27 protein-coding genes are annotated in these 20,799 nt (G+C 49.3%); 16 read left to right on the top strand and 11 right to left on the bottom strand.

All coding sequences use genetic code 11. The features are described from left to right. Positions 1 to 14: 14 nt before the first annotated feature. Positions 15 to 200, bottom strand: a complete 186-nt coding sequence (locus FO441_RS08300) for a hypothetical protein (RefSeq protein ID WP_145288546.1) — start codon at positions 198 to 200, stop codon at positions 15 to 17. Positions 201 to 299: 99 nt separating this feature from the next. Between FO441_RS08300 and FO441_RS08295 the strand changes: the two genes are divergently transcribed. Further along, complete coding sequence (locus tag FO441_RS08295; RefSeq protein WP_145288543.1) at positions 300 to 605, top strand: thiamine-binding protein; 306 nt, start codon at positions 300 to 302, stop codon at positions 603 to 605. Between the two features lie 38 nt (positions 606 to 643). Here the strand turns inward: FO441_RS08295 and FO441_RS08290 are convergent, their stop codons facing one another. Next, positions 644 to 979 (bottom strand): DUF779 domain-containing protein, encoded by a 336-nt coding sequence (locus FO441_RS08290; protein WP_145288541.1) that lies wholly within the window; start codon positions 977 to 979, stop codon positions 644 to 646. Next, positions 980 to 2,500: an acetaldehyde dehydrogenase ExaC gene (gene exaC / locus FO441_RS08285; RefSeq protein ID WP_145288538.1), complete on the bottom strand. Its 1,521-nt coding sequence runs from the start codon at positions 2,498 to 2,500 to the stop codon at positions 980 to 982. A 131-nt stretch (positions 2,501 to 2,631) separates the two neighbouring features. Here exaC and FO441_RS08280 point away from each other — a divergent pair, with 131 nt between their 5' ends. Both FO441_RS08280 and FO441_RS08275 read left to right on the top strand, forming a co-directional pair. Beyond that, on the top strand, positions 2,632 to 2,949 hold the full coding sequence (locus FO441_RS08280) for a TIGR04104 family putative zinc finger protein (RefSeq protein ID WP_237605927.1): 318 nt from the start codon (positions 2,632 to 2,634) through the stop codon (positions 2,947 to 2,949). Positions 2,950 to 3,059: 110 nt separating this feature from the next. Continuing rightward, entirely contained in the window at positions 3,060 to 4,676 is a 1,617-nt protein-coding gene (locus tag FO441_RS08275) for a BCCT family transporter (RefSeq protein WP_145288535.1), read from the top strand. Between the two features lie 149 nt (positions 4,677 to 4,825). Here FO441_RS08275 and nagA read toward each other — a convergent pair whose 3' ends face one another. After that, entirely contained in the window at positions 4,826 to 5,962 is a 1,137-nt protein-coding gene (gene nagA / locus FO441_RS08270; protein ID WP_145288532.1) for an N-acetylglucosamine-6-phosphate deacetylase, read from the bottom strand. 130 nt (positions 5,963 to 6,092) lie between these two features. Between nagA and nagE the strand changes: the two genes are divergently transcribed. The 4 genes from nagE to FO441_RS08250 all read left to right on the top strand — a co-directional run bounded on the left by nagE (position 6,093) and on the right by FO441_RS08250 (position 9,577). After that, complete coding sequence (nagE, locus tag FO441_RS08265; RefSeq protein ID WP_145288529.1) at positions 6,093 to 7,559, top strand: N-acetylglucosamine-specific PTS transporter subunit IIBC; 1,467 nt, start codon at positions 6,093 to 6,095, stop codon at positions 7,557 to 7,559. A gap of 97 nt (positions 7,560 to 7,656) precedes the next feature. Continuing rightward, positions 7,657 to 8,763, top strand: coding sequence for an iron-containing alcohol dehydrogenase (locus FO441_RS08260; protein WP_145288526.1), 1,107 nt, complete (start codon positions 7,657 to 7,659; stop codon positions 8,761 to 8,763). A 72-nt stretch (positions 8,764 to 8,835) separates the two neighbouring features. Continuing rightward, positions 8,836 to 9,066 (top strand): protease inhibitor I9 family protein, encoded by a 231-nt coding sequence (locus tag FO441_RS08255; RefSeq protein ID WP_186365512.1) that lies wholly within the window; start codon positions 8,836 to 8,838, stop codon positions 9,064 to 9,066. Continuing rightward, a complete protein-coding gene (locus FO441_RS08250; protein ID WP_237605930.1) occupies positions 9,056 to 9,577 on the top strand; it encodes a GNAT family N-acetyltransferase in 522 nt (173 codons plus the stop codon). Before FO441_RS08255 ends, FO441_RS08250 begins: the two co-directional genes overlap by 11 nt. Positions 9,578 to 9,591: 14 nt before the next feature. Here FO441_RS08250 and FO441_RS08245 read toward each other — a convergent pair whose 3' ends face one another. Next, complete coding sequence (locus tag FO441_RS08245) at positions 9,592 to 10,476, bottom strand: helix-turn-helix domain-containing protein (RefSeq protein WP_145288520.1); 885 nt, start codon at positions 10,474 to 10,476, stop codon at positions 9,592 to 9,594. Positions 10,477 to 10,585: 109 nt separating this feature from the next. Here FO441_RS08245 and FO441_RS08240 point away from each other — a divergent pair, with 109 nt between their 5' ends. The 3 genes from FO441_RS08240 (at position 10,586) to FO441_RS08230 (ending at position 12,915) form a co-directional block, all read left to right on the top strand. Continuing rightward, the gene (locus tag FO441_RS08240) at positions 10,586 to 10,765 is read left to right on the top strand and encodes a hypothetical protein (protein WP_145288517.1); all 180 of its coding nucleotides are present in this window, start codon (positions 10,586 to 10,588) and stop codon (positions 10,763 to 10,765) included. Between the two features lie 243 nt (positions 10,766 to 11,008). Then, entirely contained in the window at positions 11,009 to 11,413 is a 405-nt protein-coding gene (locus FO441_RS08235) for a (deoxy)nucleoside triphosphate pyrophosphohydrolase (RefSeq protein ID WP_145288514.1), read from the top strand. 437 nt (positions 11,414 to 11,850) lie between these two features. Next, positions 11,851 to 12,915 (top strand): NAD/NADP-dependent octopine/nopaline dehydrogenase family protein, encoded by a 1,065-nt coding sequence (locus tag FO441_RS08230; protein ID WP_237605933.1) that lies wholly within the window; start codon positions 11,851 to 11,853, stop codon positions 12,913 to 12,915. Between the two features lie 35 nt (positions 12,916 to 12,950). Here FO441_RS08230 and FO441_RS08225 read toward each other — a convergent pair whose 3' ends face one another. Continuing rightward, a complete protein-coding gene (locus FO441_RS08225) occupies positions 12,951 to 13,367 on the bottom strand; it encodes a DUF2188 domain-containing protein (protein ID WP_145288511.1) in 417 nt (138 codons plus the stop codon). 69 nt (positions 13,368 to 13,436) lie between these two features. On the opposite strand from FO441_RS08225, the gene FO441_RS08220 reads away from it, so the two are divergent. The 4 genes from FO441_RS08220 to FO441_RS08210 all read left to right on the top strand — a co-directional run bounded on the left by FO441_RS08220 (position 13,437) and on the right by FO441_RS08210 (position 15,700). Beyond that, entirely contained in the window at positions 13,437 to 13,835 is a 399-nt protein-coding gene (locus tag FO441_RS08220; protein ID WP_145288508.1) for a secondary thiamine-phosphate synthase enzyme YjbQ, read from the top strand. Between the two features lie 195 nt (positions 13,836 to 14,030). Beyond that, positions 14,031 to 14,201, top strand: coding sequence for a hypothetical protein (locus tag FO441_RS12595; protein WP_186365511.1), 171 nt, complete (start codon positions 14,031 to 14,033; stop codon positions 14,199 to 14,201). Between the two features lie 361 nt (positions 14,202 to 14,562). Then, positions 14,563 to 14,712 carry a 50S ribosomal protein L33 gene (gene rpmG, locus FO441_RS08215; protein ID WP_145288506.1) on the top strand — a complete coding sequence of 50 codons (150 nt, stop codon included), beginning with the start codon at positions 14,563 to 14,565 and terminating at the stop codon, positions 14,710 to 14,712. A 115-nt stretch (positions 14,713 to 14,827) separates the two neighbouring features. Beyond that, the gene (locus FO441_RS08210) at positions 14,828 to 15,700 is read left to right on the top strand and encodes a bifunctional 5,10-methylenetetrahydrofolate dehydrogenase/5,10-methenyltetrahydrofolate cyclohydrolase (RefSeq protein ID WP_145288503.1); all 873 of its coding nucleotides are present in this window, start codon (positions 14,828 to 14,830) and stop codon (positions 15,698 to 15,700) included. A 34-nt stretch (positions 15,701 to 15,734) separates the two neighbouring features. Here FO441_RS08210 and FO441_RS08205 read toward each other — a convergent pair whose 3' ends face one another. Beyond that, positions 15,735 to 16,118: a YolD-like family protein gene (locus FO441_RS08205; RefSeq protein WP_145288500.1), complete on the bottom strand. Its 384-nt coding sequence runs from the start codon at positions 16,116 to 16,118 to the stop codon at positions 15,735 to 15,737. 143 nt (positions 16,119 to 16,261) lie between these two features. Between FO441_RS08205 and FO441_RS08200 the strand changes: the two genes are divergently transcribed. Beyond that, a complete protein-coding gene (locus tag FO441_RS08200) occupies positions 16,262 to 17,281 on the top strand; it encodes a lactonase family protein (protein WP_145288498.1) in 1,020 nt (339 codons plus the stop codon). Then, on the top strand, positions 17,282 to 17,575 hold the full coding sequence (locus FO441_RS08195; protein WP_145288495.1) for an alpha-amylase: 294 nt from the start codon (positions 17,282 to 17,284) through the stop codon (positions 17,573 to 17,575). 142 nt (positions 17,576 to 17,717) lie between these two features. Here FO441_RS08195 and FO441_RS08190 read toward each other — a convergent pair whose 3' ends face one another. From FO441_RS08190 to FO441_RS08175, 4 genes are all read right to left on the bottom strand, one after another. Then, positions 17,718 to 17,981 carry a GNAT family N-acetyltransferase gene (locus tag FO441_RS08190; protein ID WP_145288493.1) on the bottom strand — a complete coding sequence of 88 codons (264 nt, stop codon included), beginning with the start codon at positions 17,979 to 17,981 and terminating at the stop codon, positions 17,718 to 17,720. 12 nt (positions 17,982 to 17,993) lie between these two features. Continuing rightward, entirely contained in the window at positions 17,994 to 18,917 is a 924-nt protein-coding gene (locus FO441_RS08185) for a manganese-dependent inorganic pyrophosphatase (protein WP_145288491.1), read from the bottom strand. Positions 18,918 to 18,981: 64 nt separating this feature from the next. Continuing rightward, entirely contained in the window at positions 18,982 to 19,533 is a 552-nt protein-coding gene (locus tag FO441_RS08180) for a cysteine hydrolase family protein (protein WP_145288489.1), read from the bottom strand. A 41-nt stretch (positions 19,534 to 19,574) separates the two neighbouring features. Further along, the gene (locus FO441_RS08175) at positions 19,575 to 20,756 is read right to left on the bottom strand and encodes an MFS transporter (protein WP_145288486.1); all 1,182 of its coding nucleotides are present in this window, start codon (positions 20,754 to 20,756) and stop codon (positions 19,575 to 19,577) included. Positions 20,757 to 20,799 lie beyond the last annotated feature (43 nt).

Genomic DNA, 20,799 nt, shown 5'->3' with positions numbered 1-20,799 from the left:
CGATATGAGTGGGGCTACTTGCCGTTTTCGTTTTCCCTGCGCAGGACGAGTACAAGGGAAACCATGCCGACAATCAAGAGACCGATGATCAGCAGTCCCTGCATTGATGGGTCGATGATGCCGTCAAGGAAGACATAGATGGCAAATAGTGCAATGATGGTCAGTGTGAAATTCAGCCACTTCAATGTATTTCTGTTCATTCAACTGCTCCTTTGAGGTCGTGTGCTCGAGTTTCTTTAAAAGCACTTTTCATAATGGTATCATATTAGTGAAGTATAATTCTAAAGAGGAGGCTTACAATGAACTATATTATGAGTGTGCAGCTACTTCCTCATCACCCGGAAGCAAAAGACCTCTACAGCCACGTTGGTGGTGCGATTGAAATTATCGAAGAGAGTGGATTGACCCACTTTGTAGGTCCAATGGAAACGACGGTCGAGGGCAGTATTGACGAGCTGATGAATCTGATCAAGAAATTGAACAACCACCTGGCAAATGAAGGGTGCGATAAAGTCATTTCGAATATCAAACTGATCCAGTCCACCGAAGCAATCAGAATAAAGGATATTCTTGGCGACTACTACGAATTTGATGATGAAGAATAGAACGGAAGACGGTCTGTACTTTTGTACAGACCGTCTTTTTATTTGATGGGTTCGCTTCTGATGTGGAATCGGACGCCGCGTGGCCCTTCGACACTGAACATGCCCCCGATGCCTTCGACGACATCCAATGTCAGGCGGGTATGCTTCCAGTATTCATACTGCCGGTGGTGCATGTAGAAGGGGACCCCTTCGACTTCGCCGAGCTTCACGTCGGCATCGCCGATGAGCATGGTGCCTTCCTTCAGGCACATCGGGCTCGATCCATCGCAGCAGCCGCCGGACTGATGGAAGATGAGATTTCCGTGTTCTTCCTTCAGATCCCTGATCAGTGCTTTTGCCGTTTCTGTCGCGTCAACGGCATTCAATGTTTCCATCTAGAAGAATCCTTTTGGTGATTCGCCATAGCTGATGAGCAGGTTTTTGGTCTGCTGATAATGACTGAGCATCATGAGATGGTTCTCACGACCGATACCGCTCATCTTGTAGCCGCCGAATGCTGCATGGGCAGGGTAGTCATGGTAGGTGTTCACCCATACACGACCGGCCTGGATGGCGCGGCCGAATCTGTAGGCCTTGTTCTGTGAGCGTGTCCATACACCCGCTCCAAGTCCATACAGTGTATCGTTGGCAATGGCGATGGCTTCGTCATCATCCTTGTAGGTTGCGATAGCAAGTACAGGACCAAAGATCTCTTCCTGGAATATTCTCATCTTATTATCGCCTTTGAAGATGGTCGGTTCGAAGTAGTATCCGCCTTCGATATCCCCATCCACTTTCTTGACGTTTCCGCCTGTCAGTATTTCAGCGCCTTCTTTTCTGCCGATGTCGAGGTAGGAGCTGATCTTCTCCTTCTGTTCCTTCGAAGTCTGTGCGCCCATCATCGTATTGACATCGAACGGGTTGCCGACTTTTATTTTCTCGACACGTTCGACGACACGTTTCATGAATTCATCAAAGATGTCCTCATGGATGAGCGCGCGGGAAGGGCATGTACAGACTTCACCCTGGTTGAGTGCAAACATGACAAGTCCTTCGATTGCCTTGTCGAGATAGTCGTCATCCTGGTCCATGACGTCCTTTGCAAAGATGTTCGGTGATTTTCCACCGAGCTCAAGTGTGACAGGAATGATGTTCTGGCTTGCATTCTGCATGATGATGCGGCCTGTCGTCGTTTCCCCCGTAAAGGCGAGCTTGTTGATCCTGTCATGTGTTGCCAGTGCCTGACCGGCCTCAGAGCCGAAACCATTGACGATATTGACGACCCCTTTCGGAATCAGATCCCCGACAAGCTCCATCAGATGCAGTATGGTCGTCGGTGTCTGTTCCGCCGGCTTTAGTACGACCGAGTTGCCGGCCGCAAGTGCCGGTGCAAGCTTCCATGTAGCCATCAGCATCGGGAAGTTCCAAGGGATGATCTGGCCGACAACGCCAATCGGTTCATGGAAATGGTAGGCGACCGTATCATCGTCAAGCTGCGAGATGCCGCCTTCCTGGGCGCGGATGGCACCGGCGAAGTACCTGAAGTGGTCGACGATGAGCGGCAGGTCGGCATTCAATGTTTCTCTTACTGCCTTGCCGTTCTCGAATGTTTCAAGGACTGCCAGCTCTTCGAGATTCTGTTCCACCCGGTCTGCAATCTTCAGCAGAATATTGCTGCGTTCGGTCGGGGAGGTCTTTCCCCATGACTCCTGGGCCCTGTGGGCGGCTTCCACTGCCTTGTCGATATCTTCCTGTGTAGAGCGCGGAACTTTTGAAACCACCTTTCCGATGACGGGCGACTCGTTGTCGAAGTACTCTCCATTTACCGGCGGAACCCATTCCCCACCGATGTAATTTTCATACTGCTCCTTGATCTTGTATTGTGCATCCTGCTTGTTTGGAAAGTCGAATACCATTATGCATACCCCCTGTTTAGTATGCCTTCATTTTATTCGAATGTTCTGTTATTTGCAAGCGCTTTCAATTATTGGATTTGGTTTACGTGGGAAATTGAATTATAATGATCTTACAGTCAATGAGCGGAGTGATGGAATTGGGAAAATGCCCCTACTGTAACCATGAATGGACATATAAGGAAAAGCTTCTCGGCTATGCGCTGAAGCCGCGCACACGGGTCAGATGCCCGCACTGCAGGGAGTATCTTGAACCTTCGACTCTGACGATCATCTATGACTATATCGCAATATTCGGTATCGCGCTGATGGTGTTTCTGCTCATTCCGATCATGGGACTTGCGATCTCCCTGTCGATCATACTGAGTGCTGTGCTGCTGGCGGTCTATCTGGGCGTGTTTCTGCCTTTCACTGTGCGTTTCAAAAGGTATCGCTATAATATGGGAGATTAGAAGATGGGTGTCGGGCCCATCTTTTTTTGGTCAACTTGCTTATATTATTCAGTATGATAGTCTAACATAGTGCGTCTAATTGAAAGTATAAAATTACAAGAGGTGATGACATGAAAAAGTATCAATTGATGGATTGGCCGACTTTTCTGGTATCACTGTTGATTTTGATATCAGTGGTTGTGCCACTCATTGCATTTCCGGAAGCGAGCCGCGATACCATTCTGCAGTTGAATGAATGGGTGACTACCGGACTCGGAGCCGTCTACCTGGCTACAGGGCTTGCGGTATTCTTCTTTGTTCTCTACATAGCATTCGGAAAATATGGACAGGTGACACTTGGGAAGGAGTCGGACGATCCCGAATTCGGCACATTCAGCTGGGCAGCCATGCTCTTTTGTGCAGGCATCGGTTCCAGCATTTTGTACTGGGGTGTCATAGAGTGGGTCTACTACTATCAGGCGCCGCCTTTCCACTTGGAACCCGGAAGTGAGGAAGCAATCAATTACGCTTCTGCATATGGCATCTTCCACTGGGGGCCGATTGCATGGGCGATATATGTACTTCCTGCCTTGCCCATTGCCTATTCCCTCTACGTTAAAAAAACACCGATATTGAAAATCAGCTTGGCCTGTGAACCATTGCTTGGAAAATATACGAGAAGATGGCCCGGCAAACTGATCGATGTTCTTTTCATCTTCGGTCTGCTGGGTGGGGCAGGAACGACGCTGGGTCTCGCCACTCCGATGATTGCGGCAGGCATGGAGTCCTTGTTCGGCATTGATGGTGAGGGAGCCACACTTCGGATCGGTATACTGATTACAGCAACTGTGATCTTTGCGGCCAGTGCCTATTCAGGACTGAAGCGTGGAATAAAAGTGCTCAGTGACATCAACCTTTGGTTGACTTTCCTGCTGCTTGGGTTCGTCTTCACCGTTGGACCGACGGTATTCATCATGGAGACGACGGTCTCCAGTGTCGGGCTGATGCTCAAGGATTTCTTCAGGATGGCCACGTGGCTTGAGCCGTTTGGCGGCTACAATGGTGTGCCTGCAACATCGTTTCCACAGGACTGGACGGTGTTCTACTGGGCATGGTGGCTCGTCTATGCACCATTCGTCGGACTCTTTATTGCACGTATTTCAAAGGGGCGCAGACTGAAGGAGGTCGTGCTCGGTACATTGCTCTATGGCACACTGGGCTGTGTCCTTTTCTTCGGCATCCTTGGGAACTATGGGTTATGGCTTGAACTTTCCGGTACGTTTTCTGTCACAGAAGTCATAAACAATGAAAGTGGCGAGGCGGCAATCATGGCCATCATCGGCCAATTGCCATTCGGCAAAGTCACGACAGCATTATTCGTCATTACTGCGCTGATCTACCTGGCGACAACATTCGATTCCGGTTCGTATATCCTTGCTGCCACAACGCAGTCCGAAGTGGAGGGGGAACCTTACAGATGGAATCGCCTGTTCTGGGCATTCGCACTGTCAGTATTGCCGTTCTCACTGATGCTCATCAGCGGTGAGGATTCGCTCGGGCTCCTGCAGACAGCTTCGATTGTGGCAGGGGCGCCCCTTATCGTCATATTCACCATGCTGATGATATCGTTCATAAGGACGCTTGGTGACGATCGGATCAAGCTCGAGGAAAGACGCAGAGCCCATAAGGAAAAAGAAAGACGCACTCTCTCGATTACTCACGCGAAGCACGATAAATGGTGGGAGTAGAAGAAGCCTGCGGGACTAGAAGCCCCTGCAAAGTAGATACTTTGCAGGGGCTTCTTCTTATGGTCAGTCATTGTATTTCATGTTTGTATCCAACTGTTTTCACTCTTTAGCATAGGGGAGGCTACATGCAGATGAGCCTGGAAGTGGAATCAGAAGACTCTTTCCCCATTGATGATCGTATGCTTCAAATTCGATGCTTCATCATAGATGACCAGGTCGGCATCCGCACCTTGCCTGATGACTCCCTTGGCATCGGTAAGACCAAGTTCGACAGCGGGGTTGTATGCGCTCATCCGGACGATATCGGTCCAGCTGCAGCCGGTGTAATCGCGCATGTTGCTCACAGCCTGCTGCATCGTCAGCACGCTGCCGGCGAGTGTACCATCCGACAGTCTGGCCTCATTGCCGGATACATGGACCGTCTGCCCGCCGAGGTCATATTCCCCATCCGGCAGCCCTTGGGCCCGCATCGCATCGGTAATCATGATCAGGCGCTCCGGAGTGATGGTGTCAAAGGCGAGCTTCACCATTTCAGGTCTGGAATGGACGCCATCAGCGATGACCTCCACATATGGCTGTTCCAGATATGAGAAGCCGACCACTCCCGGCTCGCGATGATGCAGTCCGCGCATGCCATTGTAGAGGTGGGTGATGTGGGATAGTCCATTGTCCTGCGCATTTTTCAAAGTATCATATGTCGCGTCCGTGTGTCCGGCAGAAGGGATGATATCGAGTGCACGCAGCGCCTCGAGAAAAGCACCGTCATCCTCTTCAGGCGCATAGGTCAGCAGGCGGATGCGGTTTCCTGATAGATCCTGAAGATGCCGGAGTGCTTCCTCATCCGGAATGATGATGTGCTCGGGATTCTGTGCGCCCGGATGCCTGCTTGAGATGAAAGGTCCCTCCAGGTGGACACCTAGCAGTTTCGCACCGGAATCATATTTGTGGTCGGCCAGATTGATCAGCGCCCGTTCTATATCGGCGAAAGGTGCAGTCATGGTCGTAGCGAGAAACGCGGTCGAACCGGTTCTCGGCAGGTGCGTGGCAATCTTTTCGAGATACTCCATGTCCGCATCCATGGCATCGACGCCGGCAGCACCATGGATATGCATTTCAATCGCTCCCGGCAGGACGTACATATTCTCCGCATCAAGCGCATTGCCGACTTCAGGACAGCTTTCCATAGGGCCGAAATCTTCAATACTGCCATCACTGCACATCAGCCAGTGGTTTTTGAGGGTTGTCTCATGGGTTACGAGGTTTGCATTTCTAATCAGAAGCTGCATCATCTTCCGTCCCTTCCATAATCATTAGTCATTCCATTATAGTATACCTTGTAAAATTCTTATACATCTCTCCATATGACCTGTGATATATTATTTGTAAGCACTTACATAAAAAGAGGGAGGGATTTACATGCTACGTTATATTCAGAACATGGGGCGTGCTTTCATGCTTCCGGTGGCAGTCCTGCCAGCTGCTGCCCTGCTCCTTGGTATCGGCTACGCACTTGACCATGAAGGCTGGGGTGCAGGCAACTCGGTGGCTGCGATGTTCATTACTGCCGGCAACGCAATTTTGAATCATCTGGCCATCCTGTTTGCGGTCGGTCTCGCTTTTGGCATGTCGAAGGATAAGAATGGTGCGGCAGCCATCGCCGGACTCGTCTCGTTTCTCGTTGTTACAACGCTGCTCAGTGCCGATTCAGTGGCACTGCTGCGTGGAATCGAAGTGGACGCGGTAGGGGAAGCATTCAACGTCATAGAGAACAATGTATTCATCGGCATCATCACCGGACTGGTCAGTGCTGCGCTCTATAACCGCTTCAGTGGCACGAAGCTGCCGGACTATCTGGCTTTCTTCAGTGGCAGAAGAGCCGTGCCGATCATCGCTGTATTTGTAATGGTGCTGATCAGCGGCATTCTATACTTCGTATGGCCATTGATGTACAACGGACTGTTCACCTTCGGAGAATGGATCAGCGGCATGGGCGCCATCGGGGCCGGCATCTACGGGTTCTTCAACCGCCTGCTCATCCCGACAGGGCTGCACCATGCACTGAACTCGGTTTTCTGGTTCGATACTGTCGGCATCAATGACATCGGGAATTTCTGGAACAGTTCAGGGGAAGAGGGCATTACAGGCCGCTACCAGGCCGGTTTCTTCCCGATCATGATGTTCGGCCTGCCGGGTGCGGCACTTGCCATGTACCATACGGCGAAGACGGAATATAAGAAGGTGGCCGGATCCATTCTTCTGGCTGCTTCATTGACAGCATTCCTGACAGGTGTAACGGAACCACTCGAATTTTCATTCATGTTCCTGGCGCCATTGCTCTATGTCGTCCATGCACTGCTGACAGGCATATCCCTGTTCATTGCGGCACTGTTCGAATGGACTGCCGGTTTCGGCTTCAGTGCGGGTCTGATCGACTTCGTACTGAGTACACAAGTGCCGATTGCGAATCAGCCGTATATGCTGATGGTACAGGGTGTGGTGTTCTTCGTGATCTACTATGTCATCTTCAGAGTAATCATCACCGCACTCGACCTCAAGACGCCAGGCCGTTCCGATGCGGTGCTTGAAGCAGAGGCGCCGGCTGGAACGGAAGAAGGGGAAGACCTCAAGTCGGCGCATAACGACAGATACTCCAAAAAAGCCGATCAGATTCTGATCGGTCTCGGCGGCAAGGACAATATTGACACGATCGACTACTGTACGACACGGCTGCGCATGAATGTACATGACGATGCTCTGATCGACGAGGAGCAGATCAAAGCAGCAGGCGCCCATGGTGTCATCAAGCCGGGCAGGAACAACGTCCATGTTGTGGTCGGTACTGAAGTCGAGCATGTGGCAGAGGAAATGAAGCGTCTACTTTAAAATACCAATAGGGCATCTCAATCGAGATGCCCTATTATATTGCGCGAAGAAATTAGTATATAATGGAGAGAGACTACAGTATAGGAGGAGGCGCATGATGTTTACATTTCATCATCCAGTTGAAATCAGATTCGGGGAAGGGGTCATTTCCCAGATCAACGAAATTGTAAAAGAACAGGGGTATACCCGTGTCGTCATTGTATCTGCCAATTCACAGATAGAGAACGGAGTCATCGAGTTCATAAGGACCCAGCTTGGGGAAAGCGTCAAGGAGATCGTTTCCGATATTGAAGCGAATCCGACTTTGGAAAATGTCGCAGCGATTGTCGAGGCGATGGATGCACATAATGTCCACGCAGTCGTAGCCGTCGGTGGCGGTTCTGCAATGGACGCCGCAAAAGCCGCAGCGGCAGCCTACATGCAGGGGATTGAAATCGAAGACCTGCTCGGCCATGACGACTTTACACGGGCACTGCCGATCATTGCGGTACCCTCAACAAGCGGCTCCGCATCCGAAGTGACGGCTTCAAGCATCATCAGTGACAAGCGCCACGAACTTAAAATCCCATTGATCGGACCGGCACTGTATCCGAAGACGGCCATTGTCGATCCGGAACTGACGTTGACATGCCCGCAGAGTGTCACTGCCATTTCCGGCATCGATATTCTATGTCACGCGCTCGATTGCCTCGGGTCGGTCAAGAACAATCCGATATCCGATGCACTAGCCATCCGTGCATCGAAGCTTGCGTTTGAAAATCTGCTGACCGCCTATCAGGAGCCGTCAAACAGGCAGGCACGCAAGAACCTGTCACTGGCAAGCATGACGGCAGGCATGGCATTCAGTCAGACGGGGACATCAGGTTCCCATGCCATGAGCTACTATCTGACCTCCCATTATGATGTGCCGCACGGTGAAGCGTGTGCATTTTCGATGGATGCATGGTATGCAGCCAATGCAAAAGCCAATCCGGCACTCGAACAGCATGCCAGGGATATCGGGTTCGATGATGCCGAAGCTTTGAGTAAAGCCTTCAATAAGCTGAAAAGTGAGATGGGTCTGGCTGTGACATTCGACGATCTCGGCATCAGCCGGGAGGATATACCAAAAATTGCTGAAGAAAGTCTGCGGCCTGCCAATATGAAAAACAATATTGCCCAGCTGTCCCGGGATGAGATCATCGAAATGCTTGAGGGAAAGTAGAGATGTGCCATGAAAAAATGGACGCTGTCTGCACTATGTATTCTATTCCTGATTATCGTGGGGTGTAGTGGTATGGAAGACAGAAAGGATTATCTTGTTGGTGTCAGTGGAGAGTTGACGGAAGAAGATCTTGCGGCGTCGGGTCTGGAGCAGGAGGATATCAAGCACCGGTATTCACTGATGAAGGTGTATGTCATTACAATGACCGAGGTCGAGGCACAGGAGATTGAAACACTTGATAAGGTGAACTATGTAGAGATGGATCAGGAAGTCCGGATTCCTGAACAGCGGAATGAAAAATGAAGTCATGAACAGAGCCATGCCGCCGCTCATCCGCAGACCAAAACCCGAGGATGCTTCTGATGTCGCCAGAATATGCCGGCTCGGATGGCAGCAGACCGTGGAAGGCAGGCTGTCAGAAAGCCATCAGCAGCAGATCGTTGATTTCTGGTATGCAGAATCCAAAGTGCAGCAGGACATCGGCCGGGGCCACTACAGCTATGTGGCGGTAGTGGATGGCCGTGTCGCCGGTGTAATCGGCGGCGGGAAGGCGGGTGCAGATGCTGCTGAGATCCATGTGTTCTATGTGGATGAAGCATACAGATATCAGGGTGTCGGCAGTATGCTGCTCGATGAGCTGACCCGGCACCACCACCAGAAAGGCTTCCAGTCGCAATGGGTATCCGTGCAGGAGGGAAATATGTATGGACTGCCTTTTTATGAATCCAGAGGATTTGAATACGCTGGCAGAAAAGTCCGGTCGACAGGCACGGGGGAAGTGCAGATTTCAGTGAGATACAGACGGAGTATATAAAAGCGCCTGCGCACTCATTGCGCAAGCGCTTCTATTGCGTCTCTGGCGATCTGGATGTGGTATTCCATTCTTTCATCCAGGTCTTCCAGGAAAAATGCAGCTTCACACTTGGCAATATGTTCTTTAGCAGGCTCTGGATCATTGAGTGCGATCTGGATGAGTGCCATCAGATGATGCGTCTTGCCAAGATAGTATATGGAGTTGTTTTCCTGGATTCTGATCAGCAGCCTATAGCATACATCCAGTGCCTGGACGTACGAAAAACTATTATAGAGGCATATCGCATAGCCGTAATGGAGCTGGATGATCATATACTGGTCGAAATCATTCACGTACTGGAAGTCCATGATGCGCTCCCTGTGCCTATGGTAGAGGGCAAGCGCATCTTCATACCGGTCCATGATCAGGTAGAGGTCACCAAGTGTATTGATGATTTCAAGCTCGATCCGATTGACATTTTTCGTTTCCGCTATGAGTTCTAGCAGAATCTTTTCCGATGCCTCGAACTGGTCATCATTGCGCAGATCAATCGCCGTGTACGTACGGTAGACTCTTTCATAGTTGCGGTACTGCATATCGAATTCCGGATTATCATTGATCGTTTCCTTCGCATCCTGCAAGGTGACCTTGAGAAGGTCTTCATGGCTGAAGTAGACATATTCACGAAGCATGTCCAGATAATGGTCGATCAGAGCATACTCGGAATCATCATCGACAAACAGCGTCTGCATCGCGACACCAAGACGCTGGCACAATTTATACAGCACTTCCGCTGCAATGGCAGTATCTCCACGCTCAAACCGATAGATGGTCGTCATGCCGCATATTCCTTCTGCCAGATCTTTATGAGTAAACCCTTTCTGCTGTCTGATCTCCTTGAACCGTATGTGATATCTCATAGGTAGACCCCTCTTCTGAAAAATGTTCACAATTTTTGCATATGTGAATATTGCGATAAATTAAATGATGATGCATAATATAATTATAAACAACGGAGGTGGTGATGGCGTGAAGAAACTTATCAGTGTTGTCGTATTGAGTACTATCCTATTGGGCTCAATCTCAGCAGTCACTGTCCCAACAGCAGAAGCGAGTGTTGTGAAGGATGGCTACGGAGAAGTCGGTACTTTTGGTAAAGGTTCTGGTTATCTTCCTGATGGCAGGCCAGCCCCTATCGGTGTTTATTAGCAACTTCTAGTAAGTTCATTTTTTCCTTACCCTTAATTGGATTCCTCCTGCCTCTAAATGCACCCGACCTCTTAATTATTTAAGGCAGGAGGTCTTTTTTTTATGCCGATTTTTATGCCGGTGCATGATATATCAATGGAATAATATTACCATATTACCCCTTTTTGCATATACTGATGCGCTTCATTCTAAAATGCTGTCTGTTATAATGATTATATTAAAAAAGTTGTGATGGAGGATTCGATGAAGAAATATATCAGAGTCGTCGGTGCGGTCATAGTAAATGAACAGGATGAAATATTGTGTGCACAAAGACCGGAAGGCAAGAGTCTCGCTTTGATGTGGGAGTTTCCCGGGGGCAAGGTCGAGGCGGGGGAAGCGCCACGCGCGGCATTGAAGCGGGAACTGATGGAAGAGATGGACTGTGAAATCGCCGTCGGTGAGAAGATTACGACGACTGTGCATGAATATGATTTCGGTACTGTCGAGCTGACAACCTATTATGCAAAACAGCTGACTGGTGAAATCCAGCTCCTCGAGCATGTCGATATGAAATGGCTCTCACGTAAAAATATAGGTACTCTGAATTGGGCCCCTGCCGATATTCCGGCAATCGAACTGATCAGGAATGGCAGCCCTGCGAAATAGGAAAAACAACCCAGACCATCCGGTCTAGGTTCAGATTGAAGACAAACCCCGTTTTGACACGGAGTTTGTCTTCTTTTTATGTAATTTGATGGATCCCGGATCGTGGACGTCGCCATGGCGAGTTAGAGGTTAATCTCATTCCCACTGGCACACCCCCAACAAACTTGATGAAGCAAGTACAAAGAGCCGCTTATCGTTCGGGAAATCCACTTTTCCATCCTGCACCCGCTGTCTGTTGATCCCAGCATCCTCTTCCCCTGATCTGCAGATTCCCATGCATCCCGACAAAAAGACTGCAGACATGTCATTTTACTATGACTTTGTCTACAGTCTGAACCCAGACCATCCGGTCTGGGTTTTATGTTGTTTATACTGGCATGAAATAAGAATTTTCAGTATAATTGTTTTTATATAATTTTAAGGAGTGTTCCATTTCAATGAAAGTTTCCATAGTTGGCGCAGGTAATGGTGGCATTGTTGCAGCAGCTGATCTGACTTCAAGAGGTCATGAGGTGACGCTCTACCATTCCCTGCAGGCGCTGAAAGATCCACATGAAGATATTATGCAGGGCAAGGTCCATTACAGAGGAGAGCCGCTCTATCTCCACAAGTTTACGCAGGATCCGCTCGAAGCGGTGAAGGGCGCAGATGTAATCATGACATGCCTGCCGACGCACATACTTGCCCAGATGTTCGAAGAATTCATTCCGTATCTTCAGGATGGACAGATGATCTTCATCAATGGTGCCAGCGCGATGAACAGCGTGGTACTGAGCAATATACTCGAGGAGAAGCGCCCGGAAGTTGATGTGCTCATCGGTGAATCCATGTCGCTGACCTATGCTGCACGGTATGACTACGAGGAGAATGATGCAGATATCATTCTTAAAAGTAAGCATAACCTTTTCAGTGCCTATCCGAGCAGCAACACGGAAAGGATGATGGAAAAGCTGACTGTGCTTTATGATACGCTCGTACCGGCACAGAATATCATCGAGACGGCGTTGAACAACGGCAATCCGGAGAGTCATCCGGCGCCATCGATTCTCAATACCGGCACCATCGATAACAACGGAGACTCATTCTACCTCTACCGTGATGGGGTGACGAACCATACGGTCAAGGTGATCGAGGCGATAGACAAGGAACGGCAGAAAGTATGCGAAGTGCTTGGATTCGAGGTGCTCGACAAATCCGCCCGCTCCGAGCGGAGCACATACTTCGAACCGGATAAGCCATTGAAGGAGCAGTATAATGAAAGTCCGGTATTAAAAGACCTTGTAGGTCCGGTCACTTTGAACAACCGCTATATTGTTGAAGATGTCGGTTATGGGCTCGTACTATGGAAGAGCATCGCAGAAGCGGCGGCAGTCGAAACGCCGGCGATCGATTCAATCATCCACCTGACTTCCCTGATGCTTGAAGTGGACTTTACACGTGAAGGGCTGACACTTGATAAGATGGGTCTCGATAAGACACGTGACCTGAATCTCCAAGTATAGAAGAATCCTCGACTGGTACCAGTCGAGGATTCTCTCTATTCATTCTTATTATGGATGATGGTCTCCGCACCGCGGTTCTCGGCGATTTCCTTCGCTCGTTTCGTCGCGTCATTCTTATTGTCGTACGTATTGCTCGGGCGCTTTGCCCCTTTGGTCTGGACTTTCCATTCATCGTCTTCGAAGAATACTTCCACGTCATTGTCGGCAATCTTGCCGCCCTGCTTACCCGGATCATCTTCATGTTCGGTGACATCTTTATTTTCCAGTTCATCCAGCTCTTCTTTTGAAGCATCAGCATACCATTCCTCTGCCTGGCTCGTACCGATCGGGATGGCACGTCCGTCATCGTAGCCTTCTTCAAGGAGGGCATTGATGATGTCGATCGCCTTCTTCCGTTCAAGCTTCTCCATATTCTTCAAGGAATCGGGATAGTCATTCATTGAATAAGGCATTATCATTTCTCCTTTTTTAGATTCTCTAGTAGTATAGTACCCATAAATCATAAAGTTAAAGGTGATAATATGCTCTACACATTCAGCGTGACATCCAATGCACGTGCCGAGTACATCAACATCGATGCGCTCATTGAAGAAGTACTTGAAAAGAGCGGTGTCCAGTCGGGCATCATGACAGTCTTCACGCCGCATACGACAGCCGGCATCACAATCAACGAAAATGCAGATCCGGACGTAACACGCGATCTGGTATATGGAATGAACGAGACATTCGATAATAAGAATGAATACAGGCATGCGGAGGGGAATTCCGATTCACATATGAAGTCCTCCCTGACAGGTGCCAGTGAGACGCTGATCATCGACGGCGGCAAAGTCATCTATGGAACGTGGCAGAGCACGTACTTTGCGGAATTTGATGGTCCGCGGACGCGGAAAGTGCACATCAAAGTGATTGAAGGATAAAAAAAACCTGCACTGGTTAGGTGCAGGAAAAAATAGGAGAAATTTTATTAAGAAAATGGAATAGGTTAGTTAATATCTATTAACTACTTCTATAATACTGAATTTTCAGATAAATTACAACCCCTATGTTGAATTTGTTGAATTTATTTTGGAATTCAGGGTACAGTAGGTTAAATAACTTCTTGGAGGTCAATCATGGAACTTTTAAAATCAGTGCTCGGTCTTCTGTTGAAAATCATATCAATACTCGTCATCATTACGACAATCGGTGCAGTGGTGCTGGCATTCTTCCTGAAGAAGGATGTAGAGGAGATCAAGGACTTCACAGAAAAGCTGAAGCGTGAAATCGAAGCAGAAAATAAATGACGGATATGAAGCTGGCCTGAAAAAGGTCAGCTTTTTCATTGCATGAGTTTGACCCCGACGGGTGGTATGATATGCACGAAATTCGCCGGGATCTGCTGTAAATTTCAGGGTGAGTGATAAAAGTGTTGAAAAAATCCTTTAAAACCTTTAAAATGGTTAAGGCGGTTCAATGTAGACGAGGAACACACTGACATTGATTACCATCGTTTCATCCTCGCATAGGATGATCAACTGGCCAGTTGAAATGGAGTCCGGGTCATCTTCCAACAGAATTCCGGACGTGGTATAATAGAAATATTATTCCAATTGGATGTTCCTCACCGCAAAGCGGAATAGGTAAAGAGTAAAGGAGGCGGAACTGATGAGAGTAAATGTAACTTTGGCCTGCACTGAGTGCGGAGATCGTAACTATATTACGACTAAGAACAAAAGAAACAACCCTGAGCGTATTGAAATGAAAAAATACTGCCCAAGATCCAACGGATACACAACACACCGTGAAACAAAATAATTGATCTGCCGTCCTTTGGGGCGGCTTTTTTTATTTGCCGAGGCTCCGGTCCCGGCTGCATCATCTTGAGTATAGTGTGGTATATTGATTGAAAAAAGGATAAAGGAGCTTTTTTATGACAACGATCATGGATGGCAAGGCGGTTGCGGCACATCTTTCCGAGGGAATCAGGGATGCTGTAGAGGAGTCCCGGAAGCATGGCATCAGACCGAAAGTTGCGTTTGTCAGGGTCGGCGAACTGTCCGATGCAATCTCTTATGAACGGGCGGCGATGAAACGGTTTGAGAAGCTGTCCATCGATACGGAGCAGTTCCATTTTCCGGCGGATGTTTCGAACAGGGCCTTTCTGACGAAATTCCGGGAGATCAATGAGGATTATGCCATCAATGGCATCCTGCTGCTGCAGCCGCTGCCTGAGCATATTGATATGAAGCGTGTAGTGGAGCTGATGAATCCGATCAAGGATATCGACGGCATGACCCCATTCAATCTGGGCCAGGTACTGACGGATGAGAGCAATCGTCTGGAACCATGTACACCGGCAGGGGTGATGGAAATGCTCGATTTCTACGACATCAATCTCGAAGGCAAGCATGTCACGGTGGTCGGGGCGAGTGCCGTAGTCGGCAAGCCGCTGTCGCTGATGCTCATGAACCGCAATGCCACAGTGACGACATGCAATGTGTATACAGATGACCTCATCGGCAGATGCAGGGCGGCCGATATCATCATCAGCGCAGCAGGTGTAATCAATCTGATCGGGCCTGAGCATGTCAAGGAAGGGGCGGTCGTCGTGGATGTCGGCATCAACTTCAATGACGCAGGCAGGATGGTCGGTGATGTAGATTTTGACGCAGTGAAGGACAAGGCGTCGCATATTACTCCTGTGCCGGGCGGCATCGGTGCCATTACGACGACGGTCCTCGTCTACCATCTGATGCTCGCGACCGATTATCAGAAGGAGCCGGTCCTTTTCCTGGAACGCTAATATCAAGCCACGCAGAAATTTCTGCGTGGCTTTTTCATATCATGACGATATCGAGCACATCGATGAATGAAATGAATATCATCTCCTCATCCGACCTGTCCGTCGGCTGTCCGATGAGCACCATGCTCCACGTATCGACCTGTATGAGCTTGAGATCCGCTTTGAAACGGAAACCGTCATAATAGTATTCGACCCTGATGCTCCGTTTGTCATGCAGTGCCTTTTTCAGAATACGATTCATCTCCTCCAGCCGGTCATCCGACAGGATGGGCCGCGCCACCTTCATCTGGTCTTCAATCATGCCGGCAACCTTCTCAAACTGCTCGGGCATGGTGGCGAAGGGCGCCCATTTGATCATTCCGCGTCCTTTGGGAATATTCGAGTCGAGTTCCTCCATTGGTATTTTCCGATAGTCCATCCGCATCCCCTTCTCTGCCTGTTCGTGTATATGGTTCAATTATACGAACATACGTTCTGCATTTCAAGAAGTATTAATTCTTTTCATTTAGGGTATGGTTACTGGTGTGCTAAGATAATAAAAAAAGCGTAGGAGGAATTTCAATGATTGGGTATGTCGGCACCTATACTAAGGAACATGGCAAAGGAATCTACAAATTCGAACTGGATGCTGAGGCGGGCAAGTTTATTTCGATAGAAGAAGCGGCGGAGACACCGAATGCGACCTACCTGGATATACAGAATGACCGCGTCTACGCGGTAAAGAAGGGCAAGACGAAAGCAGGCATCGCAACATTCGGCGTCAGCAACCTGGAAACGGGAGAGCTGCACTTCATCGAAGACTGTCTCGAGGAAGGTGCGTCCGGTTGCCACCTGACACTCACATCCGATCAAAACCATCTGGTCGATGCAGTCTATCTGTCAGGCGAAATCAGACTCTATCGTGTGGATGAGCGCGGCGTCGTGACCGAGCAGCTGGATGTCTTCCAGGTGGAAGGGGACGGACCACATGAGCGTCAGGATAACCCGCACTCCCACTTCGTCATCGAAACACCGGACCTCAAGTATATTGCGGCAGTCGATCTCGGAGCAGACAAGATTGTGACGCTTCAGATCAAGGACGACAAGCTTGAAAAAGTGACGGAGACGAAAGTGGCAGCCGGCAGTGGACCAAGACATCTCGTCTTCGGTGATGGGGGTCATTATGCCTACATCTTCACCGAACTTTCCAATGAAGTGATTGTCGCCAACTACCACGACGGTGAATTCTTCCCTGTGGAAACGTACTCCGCACTGCCGCAATCCTTCGACGGCCATTCCCAGGGAGCGGCCATACGCAAGCATCCGAATGGCAAGTACATCTATGTGTCCAACAGAGGCCATAACAGCATTGCCGTATTCGAAGTCGAAGGGGAAGGCAAGTCGCTCAAGCGTATCCAGATTGAATCTACCAACGGAGACTGGCCACGGGACTTCAACATAACGCCGGATGGCGACTATCTCGTATGTGCCCACGAAAGTTCACATAACCTTGTACTATTCAAAATAAACGAAGACGGCACCATCGAAAGGCAGGAAGGTGAAGTTGAAGCACCGGAAGGCGTCTTTGTCGGATTTCTCTAGATGAATAGGAAAGGCATATGGATCATCCTTATTCTGGGATTGATTGCTTTACTTCTGCTGTTTCTGCCTCTGGCGGATCGTACGAGCAGATCGGAACGTGTGATTGTCGATCATACACTGCATGAAATCGTCCATCCCGGATGTTTCGACCAGGCGGAGACGACAAACTACCTTGACGAAGTCTCATTTTCCAGAGCGACGGAAGAGCTGGGCTACCGGATTGAGGATGCGTGTTCAAAAGAGCGGCTTGAAGCAGGCAAGGAAAGTGTAATAAGTAAAATATTCAACGAATGAAAATATGCTGATAATATTGATTTTTCAGAAAACTGGTGTTATTATTTGGACATACCATTTTTTCATTCTTTCAACTATCATTTTTGGAATTCCTTCCAGTAGAATACCCCGCCATTTTCATGGCGGGGTATTTTGCTGGCTATTATTTGATTTTTATATCGTCATAGCTTGAATCACGGATGGCGAAGGCCACGTAGGGACATGTCGGCTGGACCTTCTTATTGTCTTCACGTGCCATTTCCACGATTTCGTCCACAAGGTCTCTGGCCAGTCCTCTGTTTCTGTGCTCCGGTCTTGTATACGTGCTTGTCACATCGTAATATTCGTCAGTCTCATGATAGATGAGTTCTGCGATGACATCGTGTCCTTCTTCCAGATAAAGTCTGCCTGCCTCTTTTTTCAGCATATTTCTGCCTCCTTATGACAATGCTTTAGTGATCTGCGGTACAACCTGCTTCTTGCGGGAAACGACACCTTCAAGAATTGCTGAATTCTCATCCAGGGCAACGTCGAATGCCTTTTCCACAGACTGTGCTTCTGTTCCGAGTGCGAGAATTCTTGAATTGGAATTCAGAATGTCCGTTACAACCAGTACAAACAGGTCATAGCCTTCCTGTTCAATCTGTCTGTTGATGGCGTTTTCCAGTTCATCTCTTCTGTCGAATACTTCATCTACATCGATGACATTGATCTGTGCAATGCGTGTCGTCCTCTGCCCCATCTCGAAGGATTTGGCATCTGCAGTAATCAGTGCATCAGCCGTCTTGTCCTTTGTGGATGCACCTGATTTCAGCATTTCGATGCCATAGCCCTCAATTTCGATGTCCGCCATCTCGGCGAGTGCCTGTGCAGCTGTTCTGTCAGCTTCCGTTGTTGTCGGAGATTTGAACAGCAGTGTATCGGAAATGATGGCGGAAAGCATGAGGCCGGCCATTTCCTGTGAAATCAGCAGGTCATTCTCCTCGTATACTTTCTTCAGGATGGTTGCGGTGCATCCGACAGGTTCCGCACGATAGTAGAGTGGGGATTCCGTCTGGAAGTTGGCGATCCTGTGGTGGTCATACACTTTCAGGATATCCGCCTTTTCGATATTTTCCGCCGACTGCTGGAATTCGTTGTGGTCGACGAGGATGACCTCGGCGCCCTCTTCAAGCGACTCGAGCAGTTCAGGGGCTTTCACACCGAAGTGGTTGAGCGCATATTCCGTCTCGGCCCCGATTTCACCAAGGCGATAGGCGGCTGCATCATTGCCGAGCTGCTCCTCGATGTCTGCCGTAACAATTGCTGAAGTGATTGTGTCCGTATCCGGATTCTGGTGGCCGAAAATTTTAGTTTGAGTCATAATGTTCATTCTCCTTTGATTATGATATTACTTTTCCCATTTTATCACTGAAGTATGCATCCTTCTATGGTTCTACAGTCGCGCCGAGGGCATTTTTGAAATGTTCGAGGGCCATCTCGTGTGCCGGCGGATTGAAGGATGCCACACAGGAGGCCGGGACGATGATGTCATAGCCGAAATTATAGGCATCCACTGCCGTATGCATGATGCAGATGTCGGTCACAAGACCGGTCAGTGTCACAGTGTCAATCTTTCTTTCCAGCAGCAGCTGGTTGAGCGGGGTGCCGGCAAAAGAACTGTAGCGCCTCTTATCGATGAAAAAGACGTTTTGTCGATCCTTGATCTGCTGATAGACCTCACGCACTTCACCATACAGCTCACGGCCGCCCGTCCCTTCGATATTATGCGGCGGGAACAGCTTTGATTCCGGATGCAGTCCATCATCATCAAAATGAAGGTCCATCATGAAGAAGATGGGCACACCCGCCTCATATGAAGTCCGGATCTTCTGGACGAGGGCGGCTTCAATCGCCTGGGCGGCCTCTCCGGCAGTCAGGCGGCCTTCCGGTGCGGCAAAATCGTATGAATAGTCGATGACAAGCAGTGCATTGTTCATTCATTGTCCTCCTTCGATTTCCGATATGGGTGATCATGGTTCTATTGTGCCACAGTCCCGCGTCTGACCATAAACAAAATGTTCAATATGAGAATCACGATGATGGCGATGGTGAAGAAGCTGAAATAGTATGCCCCATCTGTCGCTGTAATGATGTACCCGCCGATGACGGGACCGGTGATGCTGCCGAGGCTGAACATGATGCCTGCCATCAGATTTCCGGCGGGCAGATTGAACTTCGGCGTAATATCGGTCATGTAGCTGATGCCGAGGGAGTACATCGAGCCGACAAATACACCGGCCAGTGTAAACAGCAGGAGCAGCATGATGAATGAGCTGTTGAACACTTCCATGAAGAAGAAGGTGACGGCACCAAGACCGAGGAGCACCGAGATGAGCCTGCTGCGTCCGATCCTGTCACCAAGCGAACCGATCGGCACCTGCAGCAGTATGGCTCCGAAGCTGAATGCCGGCAGAATCCATGTAATATCGGACAGTTCAAAATTGTTGCGGATGGCAAATACCGGGAAGTTGCTGTTCAGGGAAGCCTCGAAGATGCCGAAAAGCAGCGGGAACAGAAAAGCGATCCAGCTGGTTCTGAGGACAGCCTTGAAGTTCTTGAAGGTGTTGAAGACCGTCACCGGCACGCCGGATTCGATCGGTTTTGCATTTTCAGCTCCCTTCAAGAGGAAGATGAGCGGCCAGCCGATCATGGTGAGCACACCTGAGACAAGAAACGGCAGCGGCTCCCAGATGGTGACGAGCTCGCTGACTTTCGGTCCGATCATGAAGCCGAGCGAAAAGAACAGGCCATAGAATGCGATGACCTTGCCAAGCTTGTGCTGTGGTGTACTCTGGGTCAGCCATGTCTGGGTGCTGAAGTGGAGTACATTGTCGCCGATGCCGACGAGCAGGCGCAGCAGAAACCATATCCAGATGGAATCAAGCACCGGAAACAGGAACAGGCAGATGCCGACGATGATGCCGCCGGCGATGATCATCGGTCTGAATCCATATTTTCTTAAAGGTCCTTCTATGAAAAGGGCGGATGCAAGCACCCCTATGTAGAGCCCTGAGGCATGCAGCCCGTTGATTGTCGCGTGTATTTCCCGGTTTTCGAAGATGAAGGAGATGAGGGGGAGAAGCATCCCCTGTGAGAAGCCGGATATGCAGACAATGAGGGATAGGACGATAAAACGCGCCCTGAAACTCTCGAATTTCATGATAATCCTCCTGTTATATTATGTTGATGAAAAATGGTTGTGT

The organism is Salinicoccus cyprini (assembly GCF_007713705.1).
GTDB classification, from domain to species: domain Bacteria; phylum Bacillota; class Bacilli; order Staphylococcales; family Salinicoccaceae; genus Salinicoccus; species Salinicoccus cyprini.
This window is presented reverse-complemented; position numbering and strand designations above follow the sequence as displayed.

What these genes read in the sequence shown, in the direction of transcription:
- FO441_RS08300 (WP_145288546.1), bottom strand. Translation starts at nt 200, where the DNA reads ATGAACAGAAATACATTGAAGTGGCTGAATTTCACACTGACCATCATT.
- FO441_RS08295 (WP_145288543.1), top strand. Translation starts at nt 300, where the DNA reads ATGAACTATATTATGAGTGTGCAGCTACTTCCTCATCACCCGGAAGCA.
- FO441_RS08290 (WP_145288541.1), bottom strand. Translation starts at nt 979, where the DNA reads ATGGAAACATTGAATGCCGTTGACGCGACAGAAACGGCAAAAGCACTG.
- exaC (WP_145288538.1), bottom strand. Translation starts at nt 2,500, where the DNA reads ATGGTATTCGACTTTCCAAACAAGCAGGATGCACAATACAAGATCAAG.
- FO441_RS08280 (WP_237605927.1), top strand. Translation starts at nt 2,632, where the DNA reads ATGGAATTGGGAAAATGCCCCTACTGTAACCATGAATGGACATATAAG.
- FO441_RS08275 (WP_145288535.1), top strand. Translation starts at nt 3,060, where the DNA reads ATGAAAAAGTATCAATTGATGGATTGGCCGACTTTTCTGGTATCACTG.
- nagA (WP_145288532.1), bottom strand. Translation starts at nt 5,962, where the DNA reads ATGCAGCTTCTGATTAGAAATGCAAACCTCGTAACCCATGAGACAACC.
- nagE (WP_145288529.1), top strand. Translation starts at nt 6,093, where the DNA reads ATGCTACGTTATATTCAGAACATGGGGCGTGCTTTCATGCTTCCGGTG.
- FO441_RS08260 (WP_145288526.1), top strand. Translation starts at nt 7,657, where the DNA reads ATGTTTACATTTCATCATCCAGTTGAAATCAGATTCGGGGAAGGGGTC.
- FO441_RS08255 (WP_186365512.1), top strand. Translation starts at nt 8,836, where the DNA reads ATGGAAGACAGAAAGGATTATCTTGTTGGTGTCAGTGGAGAGTTGACG.
- FO441_RS08250 (WP_237605930.1), top strand. Translation starts at nt 9,056, where the DNA reads ATGAAAAATGAAGTCATGAACAGAGCCATGCCGCCGCTCATCCGCAGA.
- FO441_RS08245 (WP_145288520.1), bottom strand. Translation starts at nt 10,476, where the DNA reads ATGAGATATCACATACGGTTCAAGGAGATCAGACAGCAGAAAGGGTTT.
- FO441_RS08235 (WP_145288514.1), top strand. Translation starts at nt 11,009, where the DNA reads ATGAAGAAATATATCAGAGTCGTCGGTGCGGTCATAGTAAATGAACAG.
- FO441_RS08230 (WP_237605933.1), top strand. Translation starts at nt 11,851, where the DNA reads ATGAAAGTTTCCATAGTTGGCGCAGGTAATGGTGGCATTGTTGCAGCA.
- FO441_RS08225 (WP_145288511.1), bottom strand. Translation starts at nt 13,367, where the DNA reads ATGCCTTATTCAATGAATGACTATCCCGATTCCTTGAAGAATATGGAG.
- FO441_RS08220 (WP_145288508.1), top strand. Translation starts at nt 13,437, where the DNA reads ATGCTCTACACATTCAGCGTGACATCCAATGCACGTGCCGAGTACATC.
- FO441_RS12595 (WP_186365511.1), top strand. Translation starts at nt 14,031, where the DNA reads ATGGAACTTTTAAAATCAGTGCTCGGTCTTCTGTTGAAAATCATATCA.
- rpmG (WP_145288506.1), top strand. Translation starts at nt 14,563, where the DNA reads ATGAGAGTAAATGTAACTTTGGCCTGCACTGAGTGCGGAGATCGTAAC.
- FO441_RS08210 (WP_145288503.1), top strand. Translation starts at nt 14,828, where the DNA reads ATGACAACGATCATGGATGGCAAGGCGGTTGCGGCACATCTTTCCGAG.
- FO441_RS08205 (WP_145288500.1), bottom strand. Translation starts at nt 16,118, where the DNA reads ATGGACTATCGGAAAATACCAATGGAGGAACTCGACTCGAATATTCCC.
- FO441_RS08200 (WP_145288498.1), top strand. Translation starts at nt 16,262, where the DNA reads ATGATTGGGTATGTCGGCACCTATACTAAGGAACATGGCAAAGGAATC.
- FO441_RS08195 (WP_145288495.1), top strand. Translation starts at nt 17,282, where the DNA reads ATGAATAGGAAAGGCATATGGATCATCCTTATTCTGGGATTGATTGCT.
- FO441_RS08190 (WP_145288493.1), bottom strand. Translation starts at nt 17,981, where the DNA reads ATGCTGAAAAAAGAGGCAGGCAGACTTTATCTGGAAGAAGGACACGAT.
- FO441_RS08185 (WP_145288491.1), bottom strand. Translation starts at nt 18,917, where the DNA reads ATGACTCAAACTAAAATTTTCGGCCACCAGAATCCGGATACGGACACA.
- FO441_RS08180 (WP_145288489.1), bottom strand. Translation starts at nt 19,533, where the DNA reads ATGAACAATGCACTGCTTGTCATCGACTATTCATACGATTTTGCCGCA.
- FO441_RS08175 (WP_145288486.1), bottom strand. Translation starts at nt 20,756, where the DNA reads ATGAAATTCGAGAGTTTCAGGGCGCGTTTTATCGTCCTATCCCTCATT.